Consider the following 16,898-nt stretch of genomic DNA (forward strand, 5'->3'; position numbering starts at 1 on the left):
CGGGATTCTCACGCCGGGGTCGCCAACCTCACGGACCCCCGGCTCGCGAGGTCCCCTCACACCACCATCGGCCGGTCGTACGGTCCAATGGGCGCCGGCAGTGCCGAGCTCCCCGTCAGATAGCGATCGACGGCCGCCGCCACCGCCCGCCCCTCCGCGATCGCCCACACGATGAGCGACTGCCCCCGCGCCGCGTCCCCCGCGGCGAAGACGCCCGGGACGTTGGTCGCGAACCCGGCGTCCCGCGCGATCGTGCCCCGCGGCTCCATCGCCAGGCCGAGCTGGTCGATGAGCCCGTCCTCCCGGTCGGGCCCGGAGAAGCCGAGCGCGAGCAGCGCCATGTCGACGGGCAGCTCGCGCTCGGTGCCGGACACCGGCTGCCGTCGCGCGTCCACCTCCACGAGGTGCAGGGCCCGCACATGCCCCTCGGCGTCCCCCGAGAGGCGGAGCGTCGACGCCGCGAACAGGCGCGCGTCCGCGTCCGCCGCCGGTGCGGTCCGCAGCTCGCCGGCCTCCTCGTGCGCCCCCGACAACCGGTAGATCTTCGGGTACGTCGGCCAGGGCTCCACGTCCTCGTCCCGCTCGGTCCCCGGCAGGGCGTAGATGTCCAGCTGTGTCACCGAGGCCGCACGCTGCCGTACCGCCGTCCCCAAGCAGTCCGCCCCCGTGTCACCACCCCCGACGATCACGACATGTCTCCCGGCCGCGGACATCGGCGAGGCCTCCAGATCTCCCGCGCACACCCGGTTCGCCAGCGGCAGGTACTGCATCGCCTGATGCACACCGGCCAGCTCGCGCCCCGGCACGGCGAGTTCGCGCCACGCCGTCGCGCCGGTCGCGATCACCACGGCGTCGTACCGCGACCGCAGCTCCGCCGCCCCGATGTCCCGCCCGACCGCCGTCGACGTACGGAACCTGGTCCCCTCGGCCCGCATCTGCTCCAGCCGCCGTTCCAGATGGTGCTTCTCCATCTTGAACTCGGGGATGCCGTACCTCATCAGCCCGCCGGCCCGGTCGTCCTTCTCGTACACGGCTACGGTGTGTCCCGCCCGCGTGAGCTGCTGTGCCGCCGCCAGCCCCGTGGGCCCGGACCCGATCACCGCGACCGTCCGCCCGCTCAGCCGGTCCGGGGGACTGGGCCGCGCGAAGCCCTCCTCCCAGGCGCGGTCGGCGATCGCGCACTCGACGTTCTTGATGGTGACCGCCGGCTGGTTGATGGCGAGCACACAGCCCGCCTCGCAGGGCGCCGGACACAACCGTCCCGTGAACTCGGGAAAGTTGTTCGTGGCGTGCAGCCGGTCGCTCGCCGCCCGCCAGTCGTCCCGGGAGACAAGGTCGTTCCACTCCGGGATGAGATTGCCCAGGGGACACGCCTCGTGGCAGAAGGGGATGCCGCAGTCCATACAGCGGTCCGCCTGCTGGTTGATGATGGGAAGGAGCGCCCCCGGGACATAGACCTCGTTCCAGTCGCGCACTCGCTCCTCGACCGGCCGCCTGGGCCATTCCTGGCGGGGTGTGGTCATGAAACCCTTGGGATCGGCCATGGCCGGCATTCCTTGCATCGGGGTACGACGGGCCGTACGTCATCGGCGGCACCCTTTCGGCCACGATACGTCCCGTCGGCGACCCGCGCAGAGCCCCCGCCGGCGGCTCACACGAGGGCCGGCAGGTACGCCACCACCGCACCGGCCGCGGCGACCGTCCGCACGTGGTTCCACGCCGTCCACTCGCGCACGTACGTCGGCCAGTAGGCGGCGGCCTCCCCGGTGCCCGCTTCCACCTTGACCAGCGCGTTGTTGCGCGGCACGTTCGCCAGCACGGTCACCCCGAAGCACCCGAACAGATACAGCGCGCTGCCCACCAGCAGCTCCACGGCCCCCTCGTCCGGCCACAGCACGAAGGTCACCACCGCGATCACCGCGCAGACCAGCGTCGATCCCAGGAACACCGACATGAACGGCCGCCGCAACGCCGTCACATTGATCGCCTTCATCGCGGCGACGCCCTGCGCCGCGGGCAGCGCGGCCAGCCCCTGCATCACGAAGGTCGAGAAGCCGCAGAAGACCCCCGCCACCAGCCCCGCCCCGAGCAGCCCCACGACCGTCAGCACAAAGTACGGCCCGTCGATCACGTCACCCACTCCTCCCCTGTCGTATCGGGCCCCCGACCGGCACACCGGTCGTCCCCGCTCCTCCTCAGTGAATCCCGGCCGACCGACCCGGACCATTCCTCAGCGCCGCAAGCCCATACGCGAGCGTCCACGCGAGGAGGCCCGCGTCGCGTCACGCGCTCCGTCAGCACCCCCGTCATCCCACGGCCGGTCCCCGTCACCTCACGAGCCCGTCCCGTCATCCCACGGACCCTAGCTCCGCCTCCCGCCACTCCCGCAGCACCGTCTGCACGGACGCCGCGATCCTGCGCCGCGCCTCGTACCTGTGCACTCCCCTCATCAGCAGCTGGTCGTACGGCGTGTCCACATGCCGCACCGTCGCCACCACCGCCGACGTCACCGCCCCCTCCGTCAGCGCCCGCCCGGCCGACGACCGCCCCACGCGCCCGCTGCCCCGCTGCGACGCGTACGCCGCGATCGCCCGTGCCCGCTCCGGAGGGCACCGCGGAAACAGCCGCAGGATCTCCGCCGCGAACGCCTCCGCGAACCGTGAGTCCGCGACCGCCCGGCGTTGCGCGTCCCGCGCCCGGCGCCTGCGGCGGGCCTCCGCGTCCGCCAGGCACCGCTCCTCGGCCCGGGCGAGCCCCGCCTCCTCGACGAGGACGCCCTGCCGTTCGTAACGGCTCTTGCGCCGGTTGAACCGCACGACGACGACCGACAGCGAGCTCTCCTCCCGCGCCCGGCGCGTCAGCGCCGTGTCGCCGCGCGGCAGGAACACCAGATGCCCGAGGTCGGCACAGTGGAGGCACCGGGGCGCCCTGTCCTCCATGACGAGCAGCGACAGCGGCCCACCCCGGCAGCGGGCGCAGCGCTTCTTCTTCAGCGACTGGATGACAACGGGAGCGGTACCGGAGCCGGTGAGTGTTCTGATCTCGCCTACGCCGGCCGACGAGGGAGTCACGCGCACTGCCATGTCCGCTTCATTCCCACGGCCCCCTGGCTTCCACGCCCCGCACCCCCCCGTAGGGCGGCCCTGTCCGTCACCACCCCCGCGTCCGTAATCATGGTCGTGTGCGACTCGAAGCGATCACCTGGGACCGGCTCGTCGACCGCCTCGCCGAGCGCCTGCTCGACCTGAAGCCGGCCGACGGCAGCCCCTGGCCACGCGTCGCCTTCGACGGCGCCCCGGCGGCCGCGCCGGGAGACCTCGCCGCTCGCGTCCACGAGGTCCTGCGCACCCGCGGCCGCCCCTCGTTGGTCGTCGGCACGGAGGGCTTCCTTCGCCCTGCCTCCGTCCGTCTGGAGCACGGGCACCAGGACGTGGACGCCTACTACGACGGCTGGTTCGACACCGGCGCCCTGTGGCGCGAGGTGTTCGGGCCCCTCGAAGCGGACGGCGACGGTCGCGTCCTGCCCGACCTCCTGGACCCGGTCACCGACCGCGCCACGCGCAGCCCCTACATCCAACTCCCGCCCGGCGGCATCCTGTTGCTGCACGGCCCCCTCCTGCTGCGCCACTGGTTCCCCTTCGACCTGACCGTTCACCTCCTGCTCTCCCCGGGCGCCCTGCGCCGCCGCACCCCCGAGGCCGGCCACTGGACCCTCCCCGCCTTCGAGCGCTACGAGCAGGAGACCGACCCCGCCGGCACGGCCGACGTCCTCGTCCGCGCCGACGACCCGCGCCGCCCGGCGTGGAGCGGCTGAACGCCTCCCGGCCGTCGACCGCATCGATCCCCCGACGGAGAGGGGCGAGGAGCCCCGGGTGATCAACCGCGTCGTACCGCGGAAGATCATCGGGTTCTCCCTGACCGCTCCCGGGTGCGTGCGCAGGACGGCCCGACGAGAATGAAGGCGCCGGGACTAGCGGTGTGTTCCGCGCCGCGCCGGCCGTCCGGCACCGGGAGGTACTCCATGACCACTGCCGGAGAGATCATGCACCGGGGCGCTCAGTGGATCCCCGATCACGAGACCCTGGACCGCGCCGCCCAGCTGATGCGTGAGCTCAACGTCGGGGCCCTGCCCATCAGCGACCAGAACGAACGGCTCTGCGGCATCCTCACCGACCGCGACATCGTGGTCGGCTGTGTCGCCATGGGGCACGACCCGTCCAAGGTCACCGCGGGCGAGATGGCTCAGGGCACGCCGCGCTGGGTCGACGCGAGCGCCGACGTGGGCGAGGTGCTCCAGGAGATGGAGGATCACCAGATCCGCCGGCTGCCCGTCATCGAGAACAAGCGCCTGGTCGGCATGATCAGCGAGGCCGACCTCGCCCAGCACCTGACGGAGGACCAGATCGCCTACTGGGCGGAGCGGGTCTACGCCAGGAGCGCGAGCCGCTGACCGTCGGCCTGCCTCACCCGCACCGGGCGGTCACAGCCAGCCGTTGCGCCGGAATCCGCGGTACAGGGCCAGGCAGGCCACTGATATGACGCCGATGACCATGCCGTAACCATATTTCCAGTGCAGCTCGGGCATGTGGTCGAAGTTCATGCCGTAGACCCCGCAGACCATCGTGGGTACGGCGACTATCGCGGCCCAGGCCGTGATCTTCCGCATGTCCTCGTTCTGCGCGACCGTGACCTGCGCGAGGTGGGCCTGCAGGATGGAGTTGAGCAGTTCGTCGAATCCGGCGATCTGCTCCGTCGCGCGCATCAGGTGGTCCGAGACGTCGCGGAAGTAGGCCTGTATCTCGGGCTCCACCACCCGCATCGGCCGGACGGCGAGATCCAGCAACGGCCGGCCGAGCGGGACCACGGCCCGCTTCAGCTCCAGCAGTTCACGCTTGAGCTGGTAGATACGGCCTGGGTCCGCGCGTGCGCCGTTCTCCGCGAAGACGTCCGTCTCCACCTGTTCGATGTCCGCCTGCACCGCGTCGATGACGTTCAGGTACTCGTCGACGACGTGGTCCGCGACCGCGTGCAGCACCGCCGAGGGGCCCTTGGTGAGCTGGTGGGGGTCGGCCTCCAGCTCCTCGCGCAGCGGGCCCAGCGAGCCGTGCCGGCCGTGCCGCACCGTGATCACGAAATCCTGGCCGACGAAGACCATGATCTCGCCGGTGTTCACCACCTCGCTGGTGGCCGTGAGTTCCTCGTGTTCGACGTAGCAGACCGACTTGAACACCGCGAACAGCGTCTCGCCGTACCGCTCCACCTTCGGGCGCTGGTGGGCCTCGATCGCGTCCTCGACCGCCAGCGGGTGCAGGTCGAAGAGCTCGGCGATACCGGCGAACTCCTGGTCGGTCGGCTCGTGCAGGCCGAGCCAGACGAAACCCGCCCCGCTCTTGCGCACCCGGCTCACCGTCTCGACGAGGTCACCACCGAGGGGGAGCCGGGTCCCCTCCTCGTAGGCCACGCAGTTGACCACCGAGGAGCCCAGTGGGGACCGCGCCGGGTGGCTCAGGTCGACGCGCCGGCGCCTCCTGGCCAGCCGCGCGACCTTGCGCAGGCCGCCGCCCCTGCCAAGGCCCGTGACCTTCCGCAGATTCCCTGCCATGGACATCTGCATCTCCTCGCGTGGATCCTCTCGCGCCGCATTCCTGCGCCTGTCGCGCCAGTGTGCCAGGACCGCGTGAGCAGCGGGTAAGCCTGTGGAAAGCCCCGATTCCGCTTGGTTCCCGGTTGTGGACGACGGGAGTTGGCCCCCTCGGCGCGGTCCTCGCCGTGGACCCCCGTGTGCAGGACGCCTTGTGGACCACACGTCGTAGCCGACTCGTCGTACCGGAGCGTCAGATACTTCGGACAAGTAGGACAAGTGGGATGATCAGGGTATGACGCTAACCGAGAACAGCTATCGGCCCGACAGCCGCCAGTCCCGGGTGGTCTCGTTCTCCGACGCCCTCGCAAGCCTCTTCGACCCGACGACGTTCCGGCGCTTCGAAGCGCTCGGCGTCGGTCCCGGCTGGTGTTGCTGGGAGGTCGCGGGCGGTTCCTCCGTGGAGTCCTGGCTGGCCAAGAAGGTCGGTCCTACCGGCAAGATCGTCGTGACCGGCACCGACAGCTCGTGGGCCTCGGGGCTGTCCCGCTCGCCCGTCGAGCGGCGCGTGCACGACGTGGGTGCGCAGGACCCGCCAGGGGAGGCCTTCGACCTGGTGCACGCGCGACTCGCCCTCGTTCATGTGCCGGACCGCGCGCGGGCGTTGCGGTCGATGGTCAAGGCGCTGCGCCCCGGCGGCCGGCTCCTCGTCGAGGACACCGACCTCACCCTGCAACCCCTCATCTGCCCCGACGAGTACGGCCCGGAGGAGCAACTGGCGAACCGGATGCGGCGCGGCCTGCACCGGTTCCTCGCCGGGCAGGGCACCGACCTCGAGAACGGCCGCAGGCTGCCGCGTCTGCTCCGTCAGTCCGGCATGGTCCGTGTCGAGGCCGACGCGTACTTCCCGGTCGCGGCGCCGGCCTGCGCCGACCTGGAGGCCGCGACGATCCGTCAGGTACGGGGAGACCTCGTCGCCGGGAAGTTCGCCACCGACCAGGATGTCGAGCAGCACCTGACCAACATCGCCTCCGGCACGATGGATCTGGCGGCCGCTCCGATGATTTCGGCGTGGGGGCGTAAGAGGTAGGTGTGCGGCGGGCTCATCCGGGGGCTCGTCCGGGGACTGAGATGCGTTCCCGCCCAGCTGCGCGCGGACGGTGTGCCGGTGACCCGGTTCGGTCGCCTGACCCGGGCTCGGGCCTCGCTCACCGAACGGCCGGTCCCACGGGTGGCCGCCCACCCACCTGCTCCACCGCCCGCGCCCCCGCCGCGCATCCCTCGTGCGCTGCCGCCTCCGGTTCGGCTCCCGCGACCAGGGCGGCGAGAAAGGCGCCGGTGAAGGCGTCACCGGCACCCGTGGTGTCCAGGGGCCTGGCCGCTGCGGCGGGGACGTGGGCGCGTACGGTGCCGGAGCGGGCCACCAGAGCACCGTCGGCGCCCTGCTTGGCCACCACCAGCGGGACGTGGCGGCTCAGCTTCGCCGCCGCGTCGGCCGCGTCCGGCAACCCGGTGAGCAGGCAGGCCTCGTCCCGGCTGGGCAGCAGCACCGCCACGCCGTCGGTGAGCGCGAGGAAACGGTCCACTCCCAGTTCCGCGAGGAACCCTGCCGACGCCGGGTCCATGCTGACCGGCACCCCACGCGCGCGTGCCGCCGCCAGGGCCACCGCCACCACCGCCCGGCCGGATTCGGAGAAGAGCAGGTAGCCGGAGAGGTGCAGCCAGGCCACGCCGTCGAGCAGCGCGTCCGACCAGTCCCCGGGACCGAGCCGCAACGACGCGCCACTGTCGGTGAGGAAAGTCCGCTCGGCCGCGGCGCCCGTGTCCACCAGGCAGATCACCGTCCCCGTCGGCGCCTGTGGGTCGACCACCAACTGGGCCCTGACCCCCGCCGCGGTCAGCGCCCGCTCGTGCCACGCCGCCGCGTCCGGCCCGACCCGCCCCAGCAGCCGTACGTCCGCGCAGCCCCAATGGGCCGCCCAGCAGGCCACGTTGGCGCCCGCGCCCCCGGGCAGCGTCCGGATCACGGCGGCGGTGTCCGTGCCCCCGGACAGCGGTCCCCGGTGCCGGGCCACGACGTCCGTCACCACGTCCCCGACGATCAGCACAGCGCCGCCCGGCGCGCCGGCCCCCGGTCCGCTCACGCCCCGGCCCACGCCGCCGCGATCCGCGCCGCCAGCCGTACGTTGCCGCGCACCGCGGCCAAGTTGGCGCTCAGCGACGCACCCTCGGTGTGCCGCACCAGGTGGCCGAGCAGGAACGGTGTGACGGCCTGTCCGGTGATGCCCTCCGCCTCGCACGCCTGCAGCGCGTCGGCCAGCACACGCGCGTGCAGGCCGGGATCGAGCTGCTCGGCCTCCGGCACCGGGTTGGCCACGATCAGCGCCGACTCCGGCCCGCCGACCGCGTCCTGCGCCCGCATCACGTCGGCGACCTGCCGCGGGCTGTCCAGCGTCCAGTCCACAGGGTGCCCGGAGTCCGACAGATAGAAGCCGGGAAAGCGGTCCGTGCCGTAGCCGGCCACCGCCACGCCCAGCGTCTCCAGCCGCTGCAACGTCGCCGGCACGTCCAGGATCGACTTCACGCCCGCGCACACCACCGTGATCCGCGTCCGCGCCAGCAGGCCCAGGTCGGCGGACTCGTCCTGCGTCACCGTCCACTGCCGGTGCACCCCGCCGAGCCCGCCGGTCGCGAACACCCGTACGCCCGCCAGCGCCGCCAGCAGCGCGGTCGCCGACACCGTGGTCGCCCCACTCGCCCCGGCGGCCACGGCGAGCGGCAGATCGCGGTGGCCCAGCTTGCGGATGTCGTCCTCGTTCGCGACCCGCTCCAGCTGCTCCTTGTCCAGGCCGACCCGGGGCTGCCCGTCCAGCACGGCGATCGTGGCCGGTACGGCGCCCTCCTGCCGTACCGCCTCCTCCAGCTCCCGTGCCACCCGCAGATTGCGGGGCCGCGGCAGCCCGTGCGCGATGATCGTGGATTCCAGCGCCACCACGGGCCGACGTGCGTGGACCGCCTCCCGGACCTCTTCGGACACCACCAGCGTCACGCGCCTGCCTCCTGTCAGTCGGTCTTCCCTCATCTCTGGCGGGCGGCGCGCCCCGTCAAACCCTTGCGGCCGGTGCCGGACGGCACCAGCCTGGGGGCATGACCGACAACACCGCACGTCTCGACCACGTCGTCCTCTGGGTGCGCGATCCGGTCGCCGCCGCCGACTTCTACGAGCAGGCGGTCGGTCTGGAGCCGGTCAGGCGCAGCGAGTTCGCCGCGGGGCAGGTGCCCTTTCCCTCGGTACGCGTGAACGCGGAGACGATCATCGACCTCATGCCGCGCAGCGCGGCGGAGCGCATGACGATGCTCCCGGGCGCTGCGGAGAGTTCCGGGCATCCCGTCAACCACGTCTGCCTCGCCCTGCCCGAGGGCGACTTCGACGCCCTGCGCGACCGCTTGGCGGAACGCGGGGTTCCCATGACGGACATGGGACACGACTCCTTCGGCGCCCGCGGCAACGCCCGGCGCAACTTCTACTTCCGTGACCCGGACGGCAACCTCTTCGAGGCGCGCCACTACGCCTGAGACGCCCGCACCGGGGGCCCGCGGGTGGGCCCCCGGCCCGTCTCAGAACAGCGGCTCGGGCAGTACGCCCTCCAGCGCGAGCAGCTTCCGCTTGGTCTCCAGACCGCCGCCGAACCCGCCGATGCCGCCGTCGCTCTCCACGACCCGGTGGCAGGGCACGACCACGGGCAGCGGGTTGGCGCCCATCGCCGTCCCCACCGCCTGGGCGGCGCCCGGCTGACCGACCCGGCCTGCCAGATCGCCGTACCCGACGACCGAGCCGTACGGCACGCCGGACGCCAGTTCGCGCAGCACCTCGCGGTTGAAGCCCGAGATCAGCGACCAGTCCAACGGCAGCTCGAAAGCGCGGCGCTCGCCCGCGAAGTAGGCCTGGACCTGTCGTATCGCCTCGGTCAGCAGCGGTGAGCCGGGTGCCTCGACCGGCTCGACACCCAGCCGGGACGCCAGCCGCCCGAGCGCCTTGTCACGCACCGGGGCCGTGGCGTGGAACACGACGTTGACCAGGCCCTCGCCGGTCGCGGCCAGCAGCAGCGGACCGATGTCGCCGGCGACGACGGCCCACACGACCTGCTGCTCGTACTGCCCATGGCTGTCCATGCGCCCACCGTACGACCCGCCACCGACAACGCCCGCCGGTTCCGGTGCCGGAACGTCACTGCCCGCCGAGCGCGTCCCTGACGACGTCGGGCTTGTTGGTGATGACGCCGTCGACGGCGTACCCGGCGACCTTGCGGGCCGTCGCGGCGTCGTCGACGGTCCAGGTGAAGACCTCCAGCGGCCTGCCGTGCGCACCGGTGATCGCGTGCACGGCGGAGACGTAGCCGGCCGTCAGGGACGTGTAGGAGGGATTGATCTGGTCGACGAAGCGCCCGTAGTTTCGCACCTGGGCCAGGGACGGCGTACCGAGGAAGCCGGTCTTCACCGCGGGCCCCAGCTCGTGCACGGTGCGCAGGCTGTCCACGTCGAAGCTCTGCACGATCAGCCGGTCCGCCAGGTGCTGCCCGTCCAGCCATCCCTCGTTGCCGAGCACCTTCAGTGTCTCGCCCTCGATGCCCGGGTACAGCTCCGACTGCTTGATCTCCAGGAGCAGCTTCTGGTGATGGTGCTCGATCCGGCGCAGGTACTCCGTGAGCGTCGGCACGCGCGCGCCCGCGTGGGCGGACCCGAACCAGCTCCCCGCGTCCAGGCGCGCGATCTCGGCGGCGGTGAAGTCCTTGACCCTCCACGGCGCTCGGCCGGGGAACACCTGCTCCACGTCGGTGGTGCGCCGCAGGGTGTCGTCGTGCAGCACCACGAGCTCGCCGTCCTTGGTGCGCTGCACGTCGTTCTCGACCCACTCGATGCCCAGCTCGGCGGCCTTGTCGACGGCGGCCAGGGTGTTCTCGGGCGCATAGGCGGAGGCGCCCCGGTGGGCCAGCACCACGGGAGGCCCGGCAGCATCGCCGTCGGCCCCGGCGCCGTAGGCGGGGAACAGCACGGCGATGCTCCCCAGGAGCGCGGTGGTCGTGGCGGCAACTGCGCGCGCGTGCATGCGTACTCCTCGCGTCGAACCGATCACGGACAGGATCCACCGTGGCATCGGAGGGCCAACGCCAGAGGGGTACAGGATGGACACAGATTGAATGGAGTTGCCCGCGACCACTCACCGGTACGGCACAACTGGGGCAGAGCCGTGTTTCTTTGCCGGAAAGTCGTTCGACCATTCCGGTGCGAGTCATACTCTCTGCCTCAACCCTGACCGCTCGGGCGGTTCTGGGAGGGGGAGCATTTCACGGTATTCCGGGACGGAATGGGGCGGAAGGGCAGCCGCGCATGCAGGGCACGGTCGATGGATTCAGCTACGGCCTCGTCACACCGCTGGTGGCCTTCGTCATGGCCTGCCTCGGCGGTGCCCTCGGCCTGCGCTGCACCACCAGAGCCCAGCTCGTGGGCGGCTCCTGGCGCCCCGGCTGGCTGGCCCTCGGCTCCCTGGCGATCGGCTCCGGCGTCTGGACCATGCACTTCATCGGGATGATGGGCTTCACGGTCCACGAGGCCCCGATCCACTACGACAAGCCGTTCACCTACGCCAGCCTGGGCGTCGCCATCCTGATGGTCGGCGTCGGGATCTTCATCGTCGGTTACCGGGGCGCGTCCGGCACCGCCCTGTTCACCGGTGGCACCGTGACCGGCCTCGGCATCGCGTCCATGCACTACCTGGGCATGGCCGGCCTGGAGCTGGACGGAAAGCTGGAGTACGACACGGTCACCGTCGCCGCCTCCGTGCTCATCGCCATGGCCGCCGCCACCGCCGCCCTGTGGGCGGCCGGGCAGGTCAGAGGGCTCCTGTGGAGCGTGGGCGCCAGCCTCGTCATGGGTCTCGCGGTCAGCGGCATGCACTACACGGGCATGGCGGCACTCAAGGTCCACGTGCACGGCGCCGCCGACCCCACCACGGGCGACGCGCCCGCCGCCCTGCTCGCCCCGATGCTGATCGGCCCGCTCGCACTGCTGTGCCTCGCGGGCGTCGTGGTCCTGTTCGACCCATTGATGATCATGGGCAGACCCGCCCCGCCCCGCCCCGAGCCCAAGCCGGGGGTCCCGGCCCACCTGCCGCACCGGACCCGCAGGATCGCGCTCCGCACCCGCCGGCCTCCGGCCCGCAGCGGCTCCCGCACCCCGCAGAACCGCTGATCGGAGCCCGTTGTCAGTGCGGGGTCGTACGGTTGATGCCATGCGGCCCGTTTCCAGCATCGAACGCACGGTGGCGCCCTTCGAGGTCGTCAGTCCCTACCAGCCCAACGGCGACCAGCCGGCGGCCATCGCCGACCTCGCCCGGCGCATCGAAGCCGGCGAGAAGGACGTCGTGCTCCTCGGCGCGACCGGCACCGGCAAGTCCGCCACCACCGCGTGGATGATCGAGAAGCTCCAGCGCCCTACCCTGGTGATGGCCCCGAACAAGACGCTGGCCGCCCAGCTGGCGAACGAGTTCCGCGAGCTCCTGCCGAACAACGCCGTCGAGTACTTCGTCTCGTACTACGACTACTACCAGCCCGAGGCGTACGTCCCGCAGTCGGACACCTACATCGAGAAGGACTCCTCGATCAACGAGGAGGTCGAGCGCCTGCGCCACTCGGCGACCAACTCGTTGCTCACCCGCCGCGACGTCATCGTCGTCGCCTCGGTGTCCTGCATCTACGGCCTCGGCACGCCGCAGGAGTACGTCGACCGCATGGTGCCGCTGCGCGTCGGCGACGAGATCGACCGCGACCAGTTGCTGCGCCGCTTCGTCGACATCCAGTACACGCGCAACGACATGGCCTTCACCCGGGGCACCTTCCGGGTCCGCGGCGACACCATCGAGATCTTCCCGGTCTACGAGGAGCTGGCCGTGCGCATCGAGATGTTCGGCGACGAGATCGAGGCGCTGTCCACGCTGCACCCGCTCACGGGTGAGATCGTCAGCGACGACCAGCAGCTGTACGTCTTCCCCGCCTCCCACTACATCGCGGGCCCCGAGCGCATGGAGCGGGCCGTCAACGACATCGAGAAGGAGCTGGCGGAGCGGCTCGGCGAGCTGGAGAAGCAGGGCAAGCTCCTGGAGGCCCAGCGGCTGCGGATGCGCACGACGTACGACCTCGAGATGCTCCGCCAGATCGGCACCTGCTCCGGCGTGGAGAACTACTCGATGCACTTCGACGGCCGCCTCCCCGGCTCCGCGCCGAACACGCTGCTGGACTACTTCCCCGAGGACTTCCTCCTCGTCATCGACGAGTCGCACGTCACGGTGCCGCAGATCGGCGCCATGTACGAGGGCGACGCCTCCCGCAAGCGCACCCTCGTGGACCACGGGTTCCGGCTGCCCTCGGCCCTCGACAACCGCCCGCTGAAGTGGGAGGAGTTCCAGCAGCGCATCGGCCAGGCCGTCTACCTGTCCGCGACTCCCGGCCAGTACGAGCTGTCCCGCTCCGACGGTGTCGTCGAGCAGATCATCCGGCCCACCGGCCTGATCGACCCGGAGGTCGTGGTCAAGCCCACCGAGGGCCAGATCGACGACCTGGTGCACGAGATCCGCACGCGCGTGGACAAGGACGAGCGCGTCCTGGTCACCACGCTCACGAAGAAGATGGCCGAGGACCTCACCGACTACTTCCTGGAACTCGGCATCCACGTCCGCTATCTCCACAGCGACGTGGACACCCTGCGCCGCGTCGAGCTGCTGCGCGAGCTGCGCGCGGGCGAGTTCGACGTCCTGATCGGCATCAACCTCCTCAGGGAGGGTCTCGACCTTCCCGAGGTCTCCCTGGTGGCGATCCTCGACGCCGACAAGGAGGGCTTCCTGCGCTCCGGCACGTCGCTGATCCAGACCATCGGCCGCGCGGCGCGCAACGTCTCCGGTCAGGTCCACATGTACGCCGACAAGATCACCCCGGCGATGGAGAAGGCCATCGACGAGACCAACCGCCGCCGGGAGAAGCAGGTCGCGTACAACACGGCGAACGGCATCGACCCGCAGCCGCTGCGCAAGAAGATCAACGACATCGTCGCGCAGATCGCGCGCGAGGACGTCGACACCGAGCAGCTGCTCGGCACGGGCTACCGCCAGTCCCGCAAGGACGGCCGCGGCACGAGGGCACCCGTGCCCTCGCTGAAGGAGCACGCGGTCAAGGACGCGAAGCCCGCCAAGCGCGCCAAGGGCAAGGCCAAGGAGACCGTGCCGACCGACCGCCCCGCCGCGGAACTCTCCGAGCAGATCGAGGAGCTGACGGAGCGCATGCGCGCCGCCGCCGCGGACCTGCAGTTCGAGATCGCGGCGCGGCTGCGCGACGAGGTGTCCGAGATGAAGAAGGAACTGCGTCAGATGAGGGAGGCCGGCCTGGCCTGATGGGCCGGCGGGCCCGCTGTGACCTCGCCGCGGCTGCGCTGTGTTGCAAGACCGACACAAAGTGCGGAGCGGAGTACGTGGCTGTCAGTGCCCCTGCGTAAGGTGCTCGTCATCCGCGGCTTCGCGGCAACAGGGGAATGCTCGAGAGGGGAATCAGCGCGTGACCGTCAACATGACCAAGGGTCAGGCCATCAGTCTGCAGAAGAACGACGGCGGCACCCTGACCGCGGTGCGCATGGGTCTGGGCTGGCAGGCGGCTCCGCGGCGCGGCCTGTTCGGCTCGCGCACGCGGGAGATCGACCTCGACGCCTCCGCCGTCCTGTTCGCGGACAAGCAGCCGGTCGACGTCGTCTTCTTCCGCCACCTGGTGAGCGACGACGGCTCGGTCCGTCACACCGGTGACAACCTCGTCGGCGGTGTCGGCCAGGGCGGCGACGACGAGGCGATCCTCGTCGACCTGCAGCGCCTCCCGGTCCACATCGACCAGATCGTCTTCACCGTGAACTCGTTCACGGGCCAGACCTTCCAGGAGGTGCAGAACGCCTTCTGCCGCCTCGTCGACGAGACCAACGGCCAGGAGCTCGCCCGCTACACGCTCGCCGGCGGCGGCGCCTACACGGCCCAGATCATGGCGAAGGTGCACCGCGTGGGCACCGGCTGGTCCATGACGGCCCTCGGCACCCCGGCCAACGGCCGCACCTTCCAGGACCTGATGCCGTCGGTCCTGCCGCACCTCTGAGGCGGCGGGCCTGAGGGTCTGAGCGAGCGGCACACGACAACAACAGTCACACAGGGGGATTGAGGCGATGACGGCCGAGCTGGTGCGGGGGCAGAACCATCCGCTCTCCCAGGCCCGCCTGGAAATCAGGGTCTCGGCCGGCAAGCCGATCGTGGCCGCGGCCACGCTCAGCGACGAGCAGGGCAAGGTCCGGGACACGGAGCGGGTGGCCCACCCGGGCACACCCACCCTGCCGGGCCTGGAGGTGCCCCGCCAAGCGGCGGCGGCCCACCGCCTCGCGGTGGACCTGGACGCGATGCCGGACACCGTGCATCGCGTCCATGTGCTGCTGGCCCTGCCCACCGGCGCCGGGGGGCCGGCCCGCTTCGGCGCGGTGGCCGCCCCCTTCGTCGCGGTCACCGGGCTCGACGGCACCGAGGTCGCCAGCTACACCATCACCGGCCTGGAGGCCGAGACGGCCGTGGTCGCCCTGGAGATCTACCGCCGCCAGGGCGTCTGGAAGGTGCGCGCCGTCGGCCAGGGCTACGCCGGCGGCCTCGCCGAGCTCTTCGCCGACCAGGGCGTGCCCCAGGCTCACCAACTCGCCACCGCCATCAACGACGCGGTCGCCCAGGGCATGGCCCGCTCGGTGGCGGCGCCCCCGCCCCGTACGGCGGACGGCGACCGCACCCGCCAGACCGCCGCACCCACCCGTGGTCAGGAGCACAGCGGCTTGCCCTACGGAACGCAGACGCCGCAGGGCACCACAGCGGGAGGTACGGGCTACCCGGGAGGATCGGTTCCCCCCGACCCCTCCGCGCCGGCCGACCCCTCCGCCCTCACCCAGCCGTCCGTGCCGGCGGGCGGCCCGATCGACTACAACCACCCGCGCCGCCGCAACTCGGCGCCGCCCCCGCCCCCGCCGGCCGCGCCCCCCGCGGCGCCCGGTCAGCCCGCCCGGCCCGTCGCGGGCGACGCGACCGGCTGGTCCATGGACGAGCGGCTCTACAACCAGGTGTGGGGCATGTTCGAGGACCTGGCCCGCACCGCCGCCGCGTACCGCAGCGCCGTGGACTTCGCCGAGTCGCGCATGGACAAGGAGTTGGAAGCGGTCCTGTCCGACCCGCGCAGCCGGATCGGCGGACAGGCCGACGCCGCGCGTGAGGCGGCCCGCGCCCGGCACAGCCGGCTCGTCGACGAGGCCCGGCAGGCATTCGACCGGGACGTCGCCCAGCTGACCGCCGAGACCGACGTCGTCGAGCCCGCGCTGCCCCCGGCCTACGCCCGCTGGGACAACCCGGTCTGGCACGGGTACCGCGTGCCGATGGAGATGCCCATGGCCCTGCGGCTGGGGGACCTGTATCTGCCGGAGTCCGCCGAGCTGCGCGTCCCGTTGTTGGTCCGGCTTCCGCTGGAGCGTGGTCTGTGGATCGACAGCGGACGTGCCGGTTCGTCCGACGACATGTTCCGCGACGCGCACGACCTGCGGCGTCTGGCGATGGAGTCGGCGGTGGCGCATGTGGCGCGGCTGCTCGCCGTGCATCCGGCGGGCGAGTTCACCGTGTACGTCATCGACGCCGCGGGATCGGGCGCGCAGACGCTGGTCCCGCTGGTGCAGAGCGGAGTGCTCGCGGCGCCGCCCGCGGTCGGTGCCGCGGGGGTCGCGGACGTCCTGGGCACGCTCACGCAGCGGGTCGACCTGGTGCAGATGGCGGTGCGCGGCGGTGTGCCCGACGCCCTCCCGCCGGGCTTCGACACCTCCCAGAACCTGGTGGTGGTCAACGACTTCCCGCACGGCTTCGACGACCGGGCCGTCACCCAGCTGCGCTATCTGGCCGACGAGGGCCCGGCAGTCGGCGTCCATCTGATGATGGTCGCGGACCGGGAGGACGCCGCCGCCTACGGGCCGCTGCTCGACCCGCTGTGGCGCTCGCTGCTGCGACTGACCCCGATGCCCGACGACCACCTCGCCGACCCGTGGGTGGGCCACGCCTGGACGTACGAGCCGTCGCTGGTGCCGCCCGGGAGCCGGGTGCTCCAGCAGGTGCTCGACCGGGTCGCCGCCGCCCGCACCAAGCATCGGTAAAGCCCATGTGACCAGGGAACTTGACCTTTGCTTTGCCAGGCGCTTTACCTTCCCTTGGTGATTGGGGTACTGT

The 16,898-nt window shown here is 71.7% G+C and carries 16 protein-coding genes; 8 read left to right on the forward strand and 8 right to left on the reverse strand.

Annotated elements, in window-relative coordinates; genetic code table 11:
• Nucleotides 1-56: 56 nt before the first annotated feature.
• The 3 genes from ACFV6X_RS12010 to ACFV6X_RS12020 form a co-directional block, all read right to left on the reverse strand.
• A complete protein-coding gene (locus tag ACFV6X_RS12010; protein ID WP_385381300.1) occupies nucleotides 57-1,544 on the reverse strand; it encodes a glutamate synthase subunit beta in 1,488 nt (495 codons plus the stop codon).
• Nucleotides 1,545-1,651: 107 nt separating this feature from the next.
• Nucleotides 1,652-2,131, reverse strand: a complete 480-nt coding sequence (locus ACFV6X_RS12015; RefSeq protein WP_385381303.1) for a DUF1772 domain-containing protein — start codon at nucleotides 2,129-2,131, stop codon at nucleotides 1,652-1,654.
• Nucleotides 2,132-2,348: 217 nt separating this feature from the next.
• Nucleotides 2,349-3,083, reverse strand: coding sequence for a DUF2293 domain-containing protein (locus ACFV6X_RS12020; RefSeq protein ID WP_385381306.1), 735 nt, complete (start codon nucleotides 3,081-3,083; stop codon nucleotides 2,349-2,351).
• Nucleotides 3,084-3,181: 98 nt separating this feature from the next.
• Here ACFV6X_RS12020 and ACFV6X_RS12025 point away from each other — a divergent pair, with 98 nt between their 5' ends.
• Nucleotides 3,182-3,814: a uridine kinase gene (locus ACFV6X_RS12025; RefSeq protein ID WP_385381309.1), complete on the forward strand. Its 633-nt coding sequence runs from the start codon at nucleotides 3,182-3,184 to the stop codon at nucleotides 3,812-3,814.
• Nucleotides 3,815-4,021: 207 nt separating this feature from the next.
• Nucleotides 4,022-4,450 (forward strand): CBS domain-containing protein, encoded by a 429-nt coding sequence (locus ACFV6X_RS12030; RefSeq protein ID WP_385381312.1) that lies wholly within the window; start codon nucleotides 4,022-4,024, stop codon nucleotides 4,448-4,450.
• A 30-nt stretch (nucleotides 4,451-4,480) separates the two neighbouring features.
• Here the strand turns inward: ACFV6X_RS12030 and ACFV6X_RS12035 are convergent, their stop codons facing one another.
• A complete protein-coding gene (locus ACFV6X_RS12035; protein WP_385381315.1) occupies nucleotides 4,481-5,608 on the reverse strand; it encodes a magnesium and cobalt transport protein CorA in 1,128 nt (375 codons plus the stop codon).
• A gap of 268 nt (nucleotides 5,609-5,876) precedes the next feature.
• Here ACFV6X_RS12035 and ACFV6X_RS12040 point away from each other — a divergent pair, with 268 nt between their 5' ends.
• Nucleotides 5,877-6,671 carry a methyltransferase domain-containing protein gene (locus tag ACFV6X_RS12040; RefSeq protein WP_385381318.1) on the forward strand — a complete coding sequence of 265 codons (795 nt, stop codon included), beginning with the start codon at nucleotides 5,877-5,879 and terminating at the stop codon, nucleotides 6,669-6,671.
• Between the two features lie 118 nt (nucleotides 6,672-6,789).
• Here the strand turns inward: ACFV6X_RS12040 and ACFV6X_RS12045 are convergent, their stop codons facing one another.
• Together ACFV6X_RS12045 and ACFV6X_RS12050 are read right to left on the reverse strand one after the other, a co-directional pair.
• Nucleotides 6,790-7,725 (reverse strand): carbohydrate kinase family protein, encoded by a 936-nt coding sequence (locus ACFV6X_RS12045; protein WP_385381321.1) that lies wholly within the window; start codon nucleotides 7,723-7,725, stop codon nucleotides 6,790-6,792.
• Nucleotides 7,722-8,630, reverse strand: a complete 909-nt coding sequence (locus ACFV6X_RS12050; protein WP_385381324.1) for a pseudouridine-5'-phosphate glycosidase — start codon at nucleotides 8,628-8,630, stop codon at nucleotides 7,722-7,724. Before ACFV6X_RS12050 ends, ACFV6X_RS12045 begins: the two co-directional genes overlap by 4 nt.
• A 98-nt stretch (nucleotides 8,631-8,728) precedes the next feature.
• On the opposite strand from ACFV6X_RS12050, the gene ACFV6X_RS12055 reads away from it, so the two are divergent.
• Nucleotides 8,729-9,157: a VOC family protein gene (locus tag ACFV6X_RS12055; RefSeq protein ID WP_385381327.1), complete on the forward strand. Its 429-nt coding sequence runs from the start codon at nucleotides 8,729-8,731 to the stop codon at nucleotides 9,155-9,157.
• 42 nt (nucleotides 9,158-9,199) lie between these two features.
• Here the strand turns inward: ACFV6X_RS12055 and ACFV6X_RS12060 are convergent, their stop codons facing one another.
• Both ACFV6X_RS12060 and ACFV6X_RS12065 read right to left on the reverse strand, forming a co-directional pair.
• A complete protein-coding gene (locus ACFV6X_RS12060) occupies nucleotides 9,200-9,754 on the reverse strand; it encodes a methylated-DNA--[protein]-cysteine S-methyltransferase (protein ID WP_385381330.1) in 555 nt (184 codons plus the stop codon).
• 55 nt (nucleotides 9,755-9,809) lie between these two features.
• Nucleotides 9,810-10,688 (reverse strand): glycerophosphodiester phosphodiesterase, encoded by an 879-nt coding sequence (locus tag ACFV6X_RS12065; RefSeq protein ID WP_385381333.1) that lies wholly within the window; start codon nucleotides 10,686-10,688, stop codon nucleotides 9,810-9,812.
• A gap of 281 nt (nucleotides 10,689-10,969) precedes the next feature.
• On the opposite strand from ACFV6X_RS12065, the gene ACFV6X_RS12070 reads away from it, so the two are divergent.
• The 4 genes from ACFV6X_RS12070 (at nucleotide 10,970) to ACFV6X_RS12085 (ending at nucleotide 16,825) form a co-directional block, all read left to right on the forward strand.
• Complete coding sequence (locus ACFV6X_RS12070) at nucleotides 10,970-11,830, forward strand: MHYT domain-containing protein (protein WP_385381336.1); 861 nt, start codon at nucleotides 10,970-10,972, stop codon at nucleotides 11,828-11,830.
• Between the two features lie 40 nt (nucleotides 11,831-11,870).
• A complete protein-coding gene (gene uvrB / locus ACFV6X_RS12075; RefSeq protein ID WP_385381339.1) occupies nucleotides 11,871-14,021 on the forward strand; it encodes an excinuclease ABC subunit UvrB in 2,151 nt (716 codons plus the stop codon).
• 160 nt (nucleotides 14,022-14,181) lie between these two features.
• Complete coding sequence (locus tag ACFV6X_RS12080) at nucleotides 14,182-14,760, forward strand: TerD family protein (protein WP_385381341.1); 579 nt, start codon at nucleotides 14,182-14,184, stop codon at nucleotides 14,758-14,760.
• A 67-nt stretch (nucleotides 14,761-14,827) separates the two neighbouring features.
• Entirely contained in the window at nucleotides 14,828-16,825 is a 1,998-nt protein-coding gene (locus tag ACFV6X_RS12085) for a TerD family protein (protein ID WP_385381345.1), read from the forward strand.
• The last annotated feature ends 73 nt before the right edge of the window (nucleotides 16,826-16,898 follow it).

The sequence above is a fragment of the Streptomyces sp. NPDC059861 genome (genome assembly GCF_042731435.1).
Classification (GTDB): Bacteria; Actinomycetota; Actinomycetes; order Streptomycetales; family Streptomycetaceae; genus Streptomyces.

What these genes read in the sequence shown, in the direction of transcription:
- ACFV6X_RS12010 (WP_385381300.1), bottom strand. Translation starts at nt 1,544, where the DNA reads ATGGCCGATCCCAAGGGTTTCATGACCACACCCCGCCAGGAATGGCCC.
- ACFV6X_RS12020 (WP_385381306.1), bottom strand. Translation starts at nt 3,083, where the DNA reads ATGGCAGTGCGCGTGACTCCCTCGTCGGCCGGCGTAGGCGAGATCAGA.
- ACFV6X_RS12030 (WP_385381312.1), top strand. Translation starts at nt 4,022, where the DNA reads ATGACCACTGCCGGAGAGATCATGCACCGGGGCGCTCAGTGGATCCCC.
- ACFV6X_RS12035 (WP_385381315.1), bottom strand. Translation starts at nt 5,608, where the DNA reads ATGTCCATGGCAGGGAATCTGCGGAAGGTCACGGGCCTTGGCAGGGGC.
- ACFV6X_RS12040 (WP_385381318.1), top strand. Translation starts at nt 5,877, where the DNA reads ATGACGCTAACCGAGAACAGCTATCGGCCCGACAGCCGCCAGTCCCGG.
- ACFV6X_RS12055 (WP_385381327.1), top strand. Translation starts at nt 8,729, where the DNA reads ATGACCGACAACACCGCACGTCTCGACCACGTCGTCCTCTGGGTGCGC.
- ACFV6X_RS12060 (WP_385381330.1), bottom strand. Translation starts at nt 9,754, where the DNA reads ATGGACAGCCATGGGCAGTACGAGCAGCAGGTCGTGTGGGCCGTCGTC.
- ACFV6X_RS12065 (WP_385381333.1), bottom strand. Translation starts at nt 10,688, where the DNA reads ATGCACGCGCGCGCAGTTGCCGCCACGACCACCGCGCTCCTGGGGAGC.
- ACFV6X_RS12070 (WP_385381336.1), top strand. Translation starts at nt 10,970, where the DNA reads ATGCAGGGCACGGTCGATGGATTCAGCTACGGCCTCGTCACACCGCTG.
- uvrB (WP_385381339.1), top strand. Translation starts at nt 11,871, where the DNA reads ATGCGGCCCGTTTCCAGCATCGAACGCACGGTGGCGCCCTTCGAGGTC.
- ACFV6X_RS12085 (WP_385381345.1), top strand. Translation starts at nt 14,828, where the DNA reads ATGACGGCCGAGCTGGTGCGGGGGCAGAACCATCCGCTCTCCCAGGCC.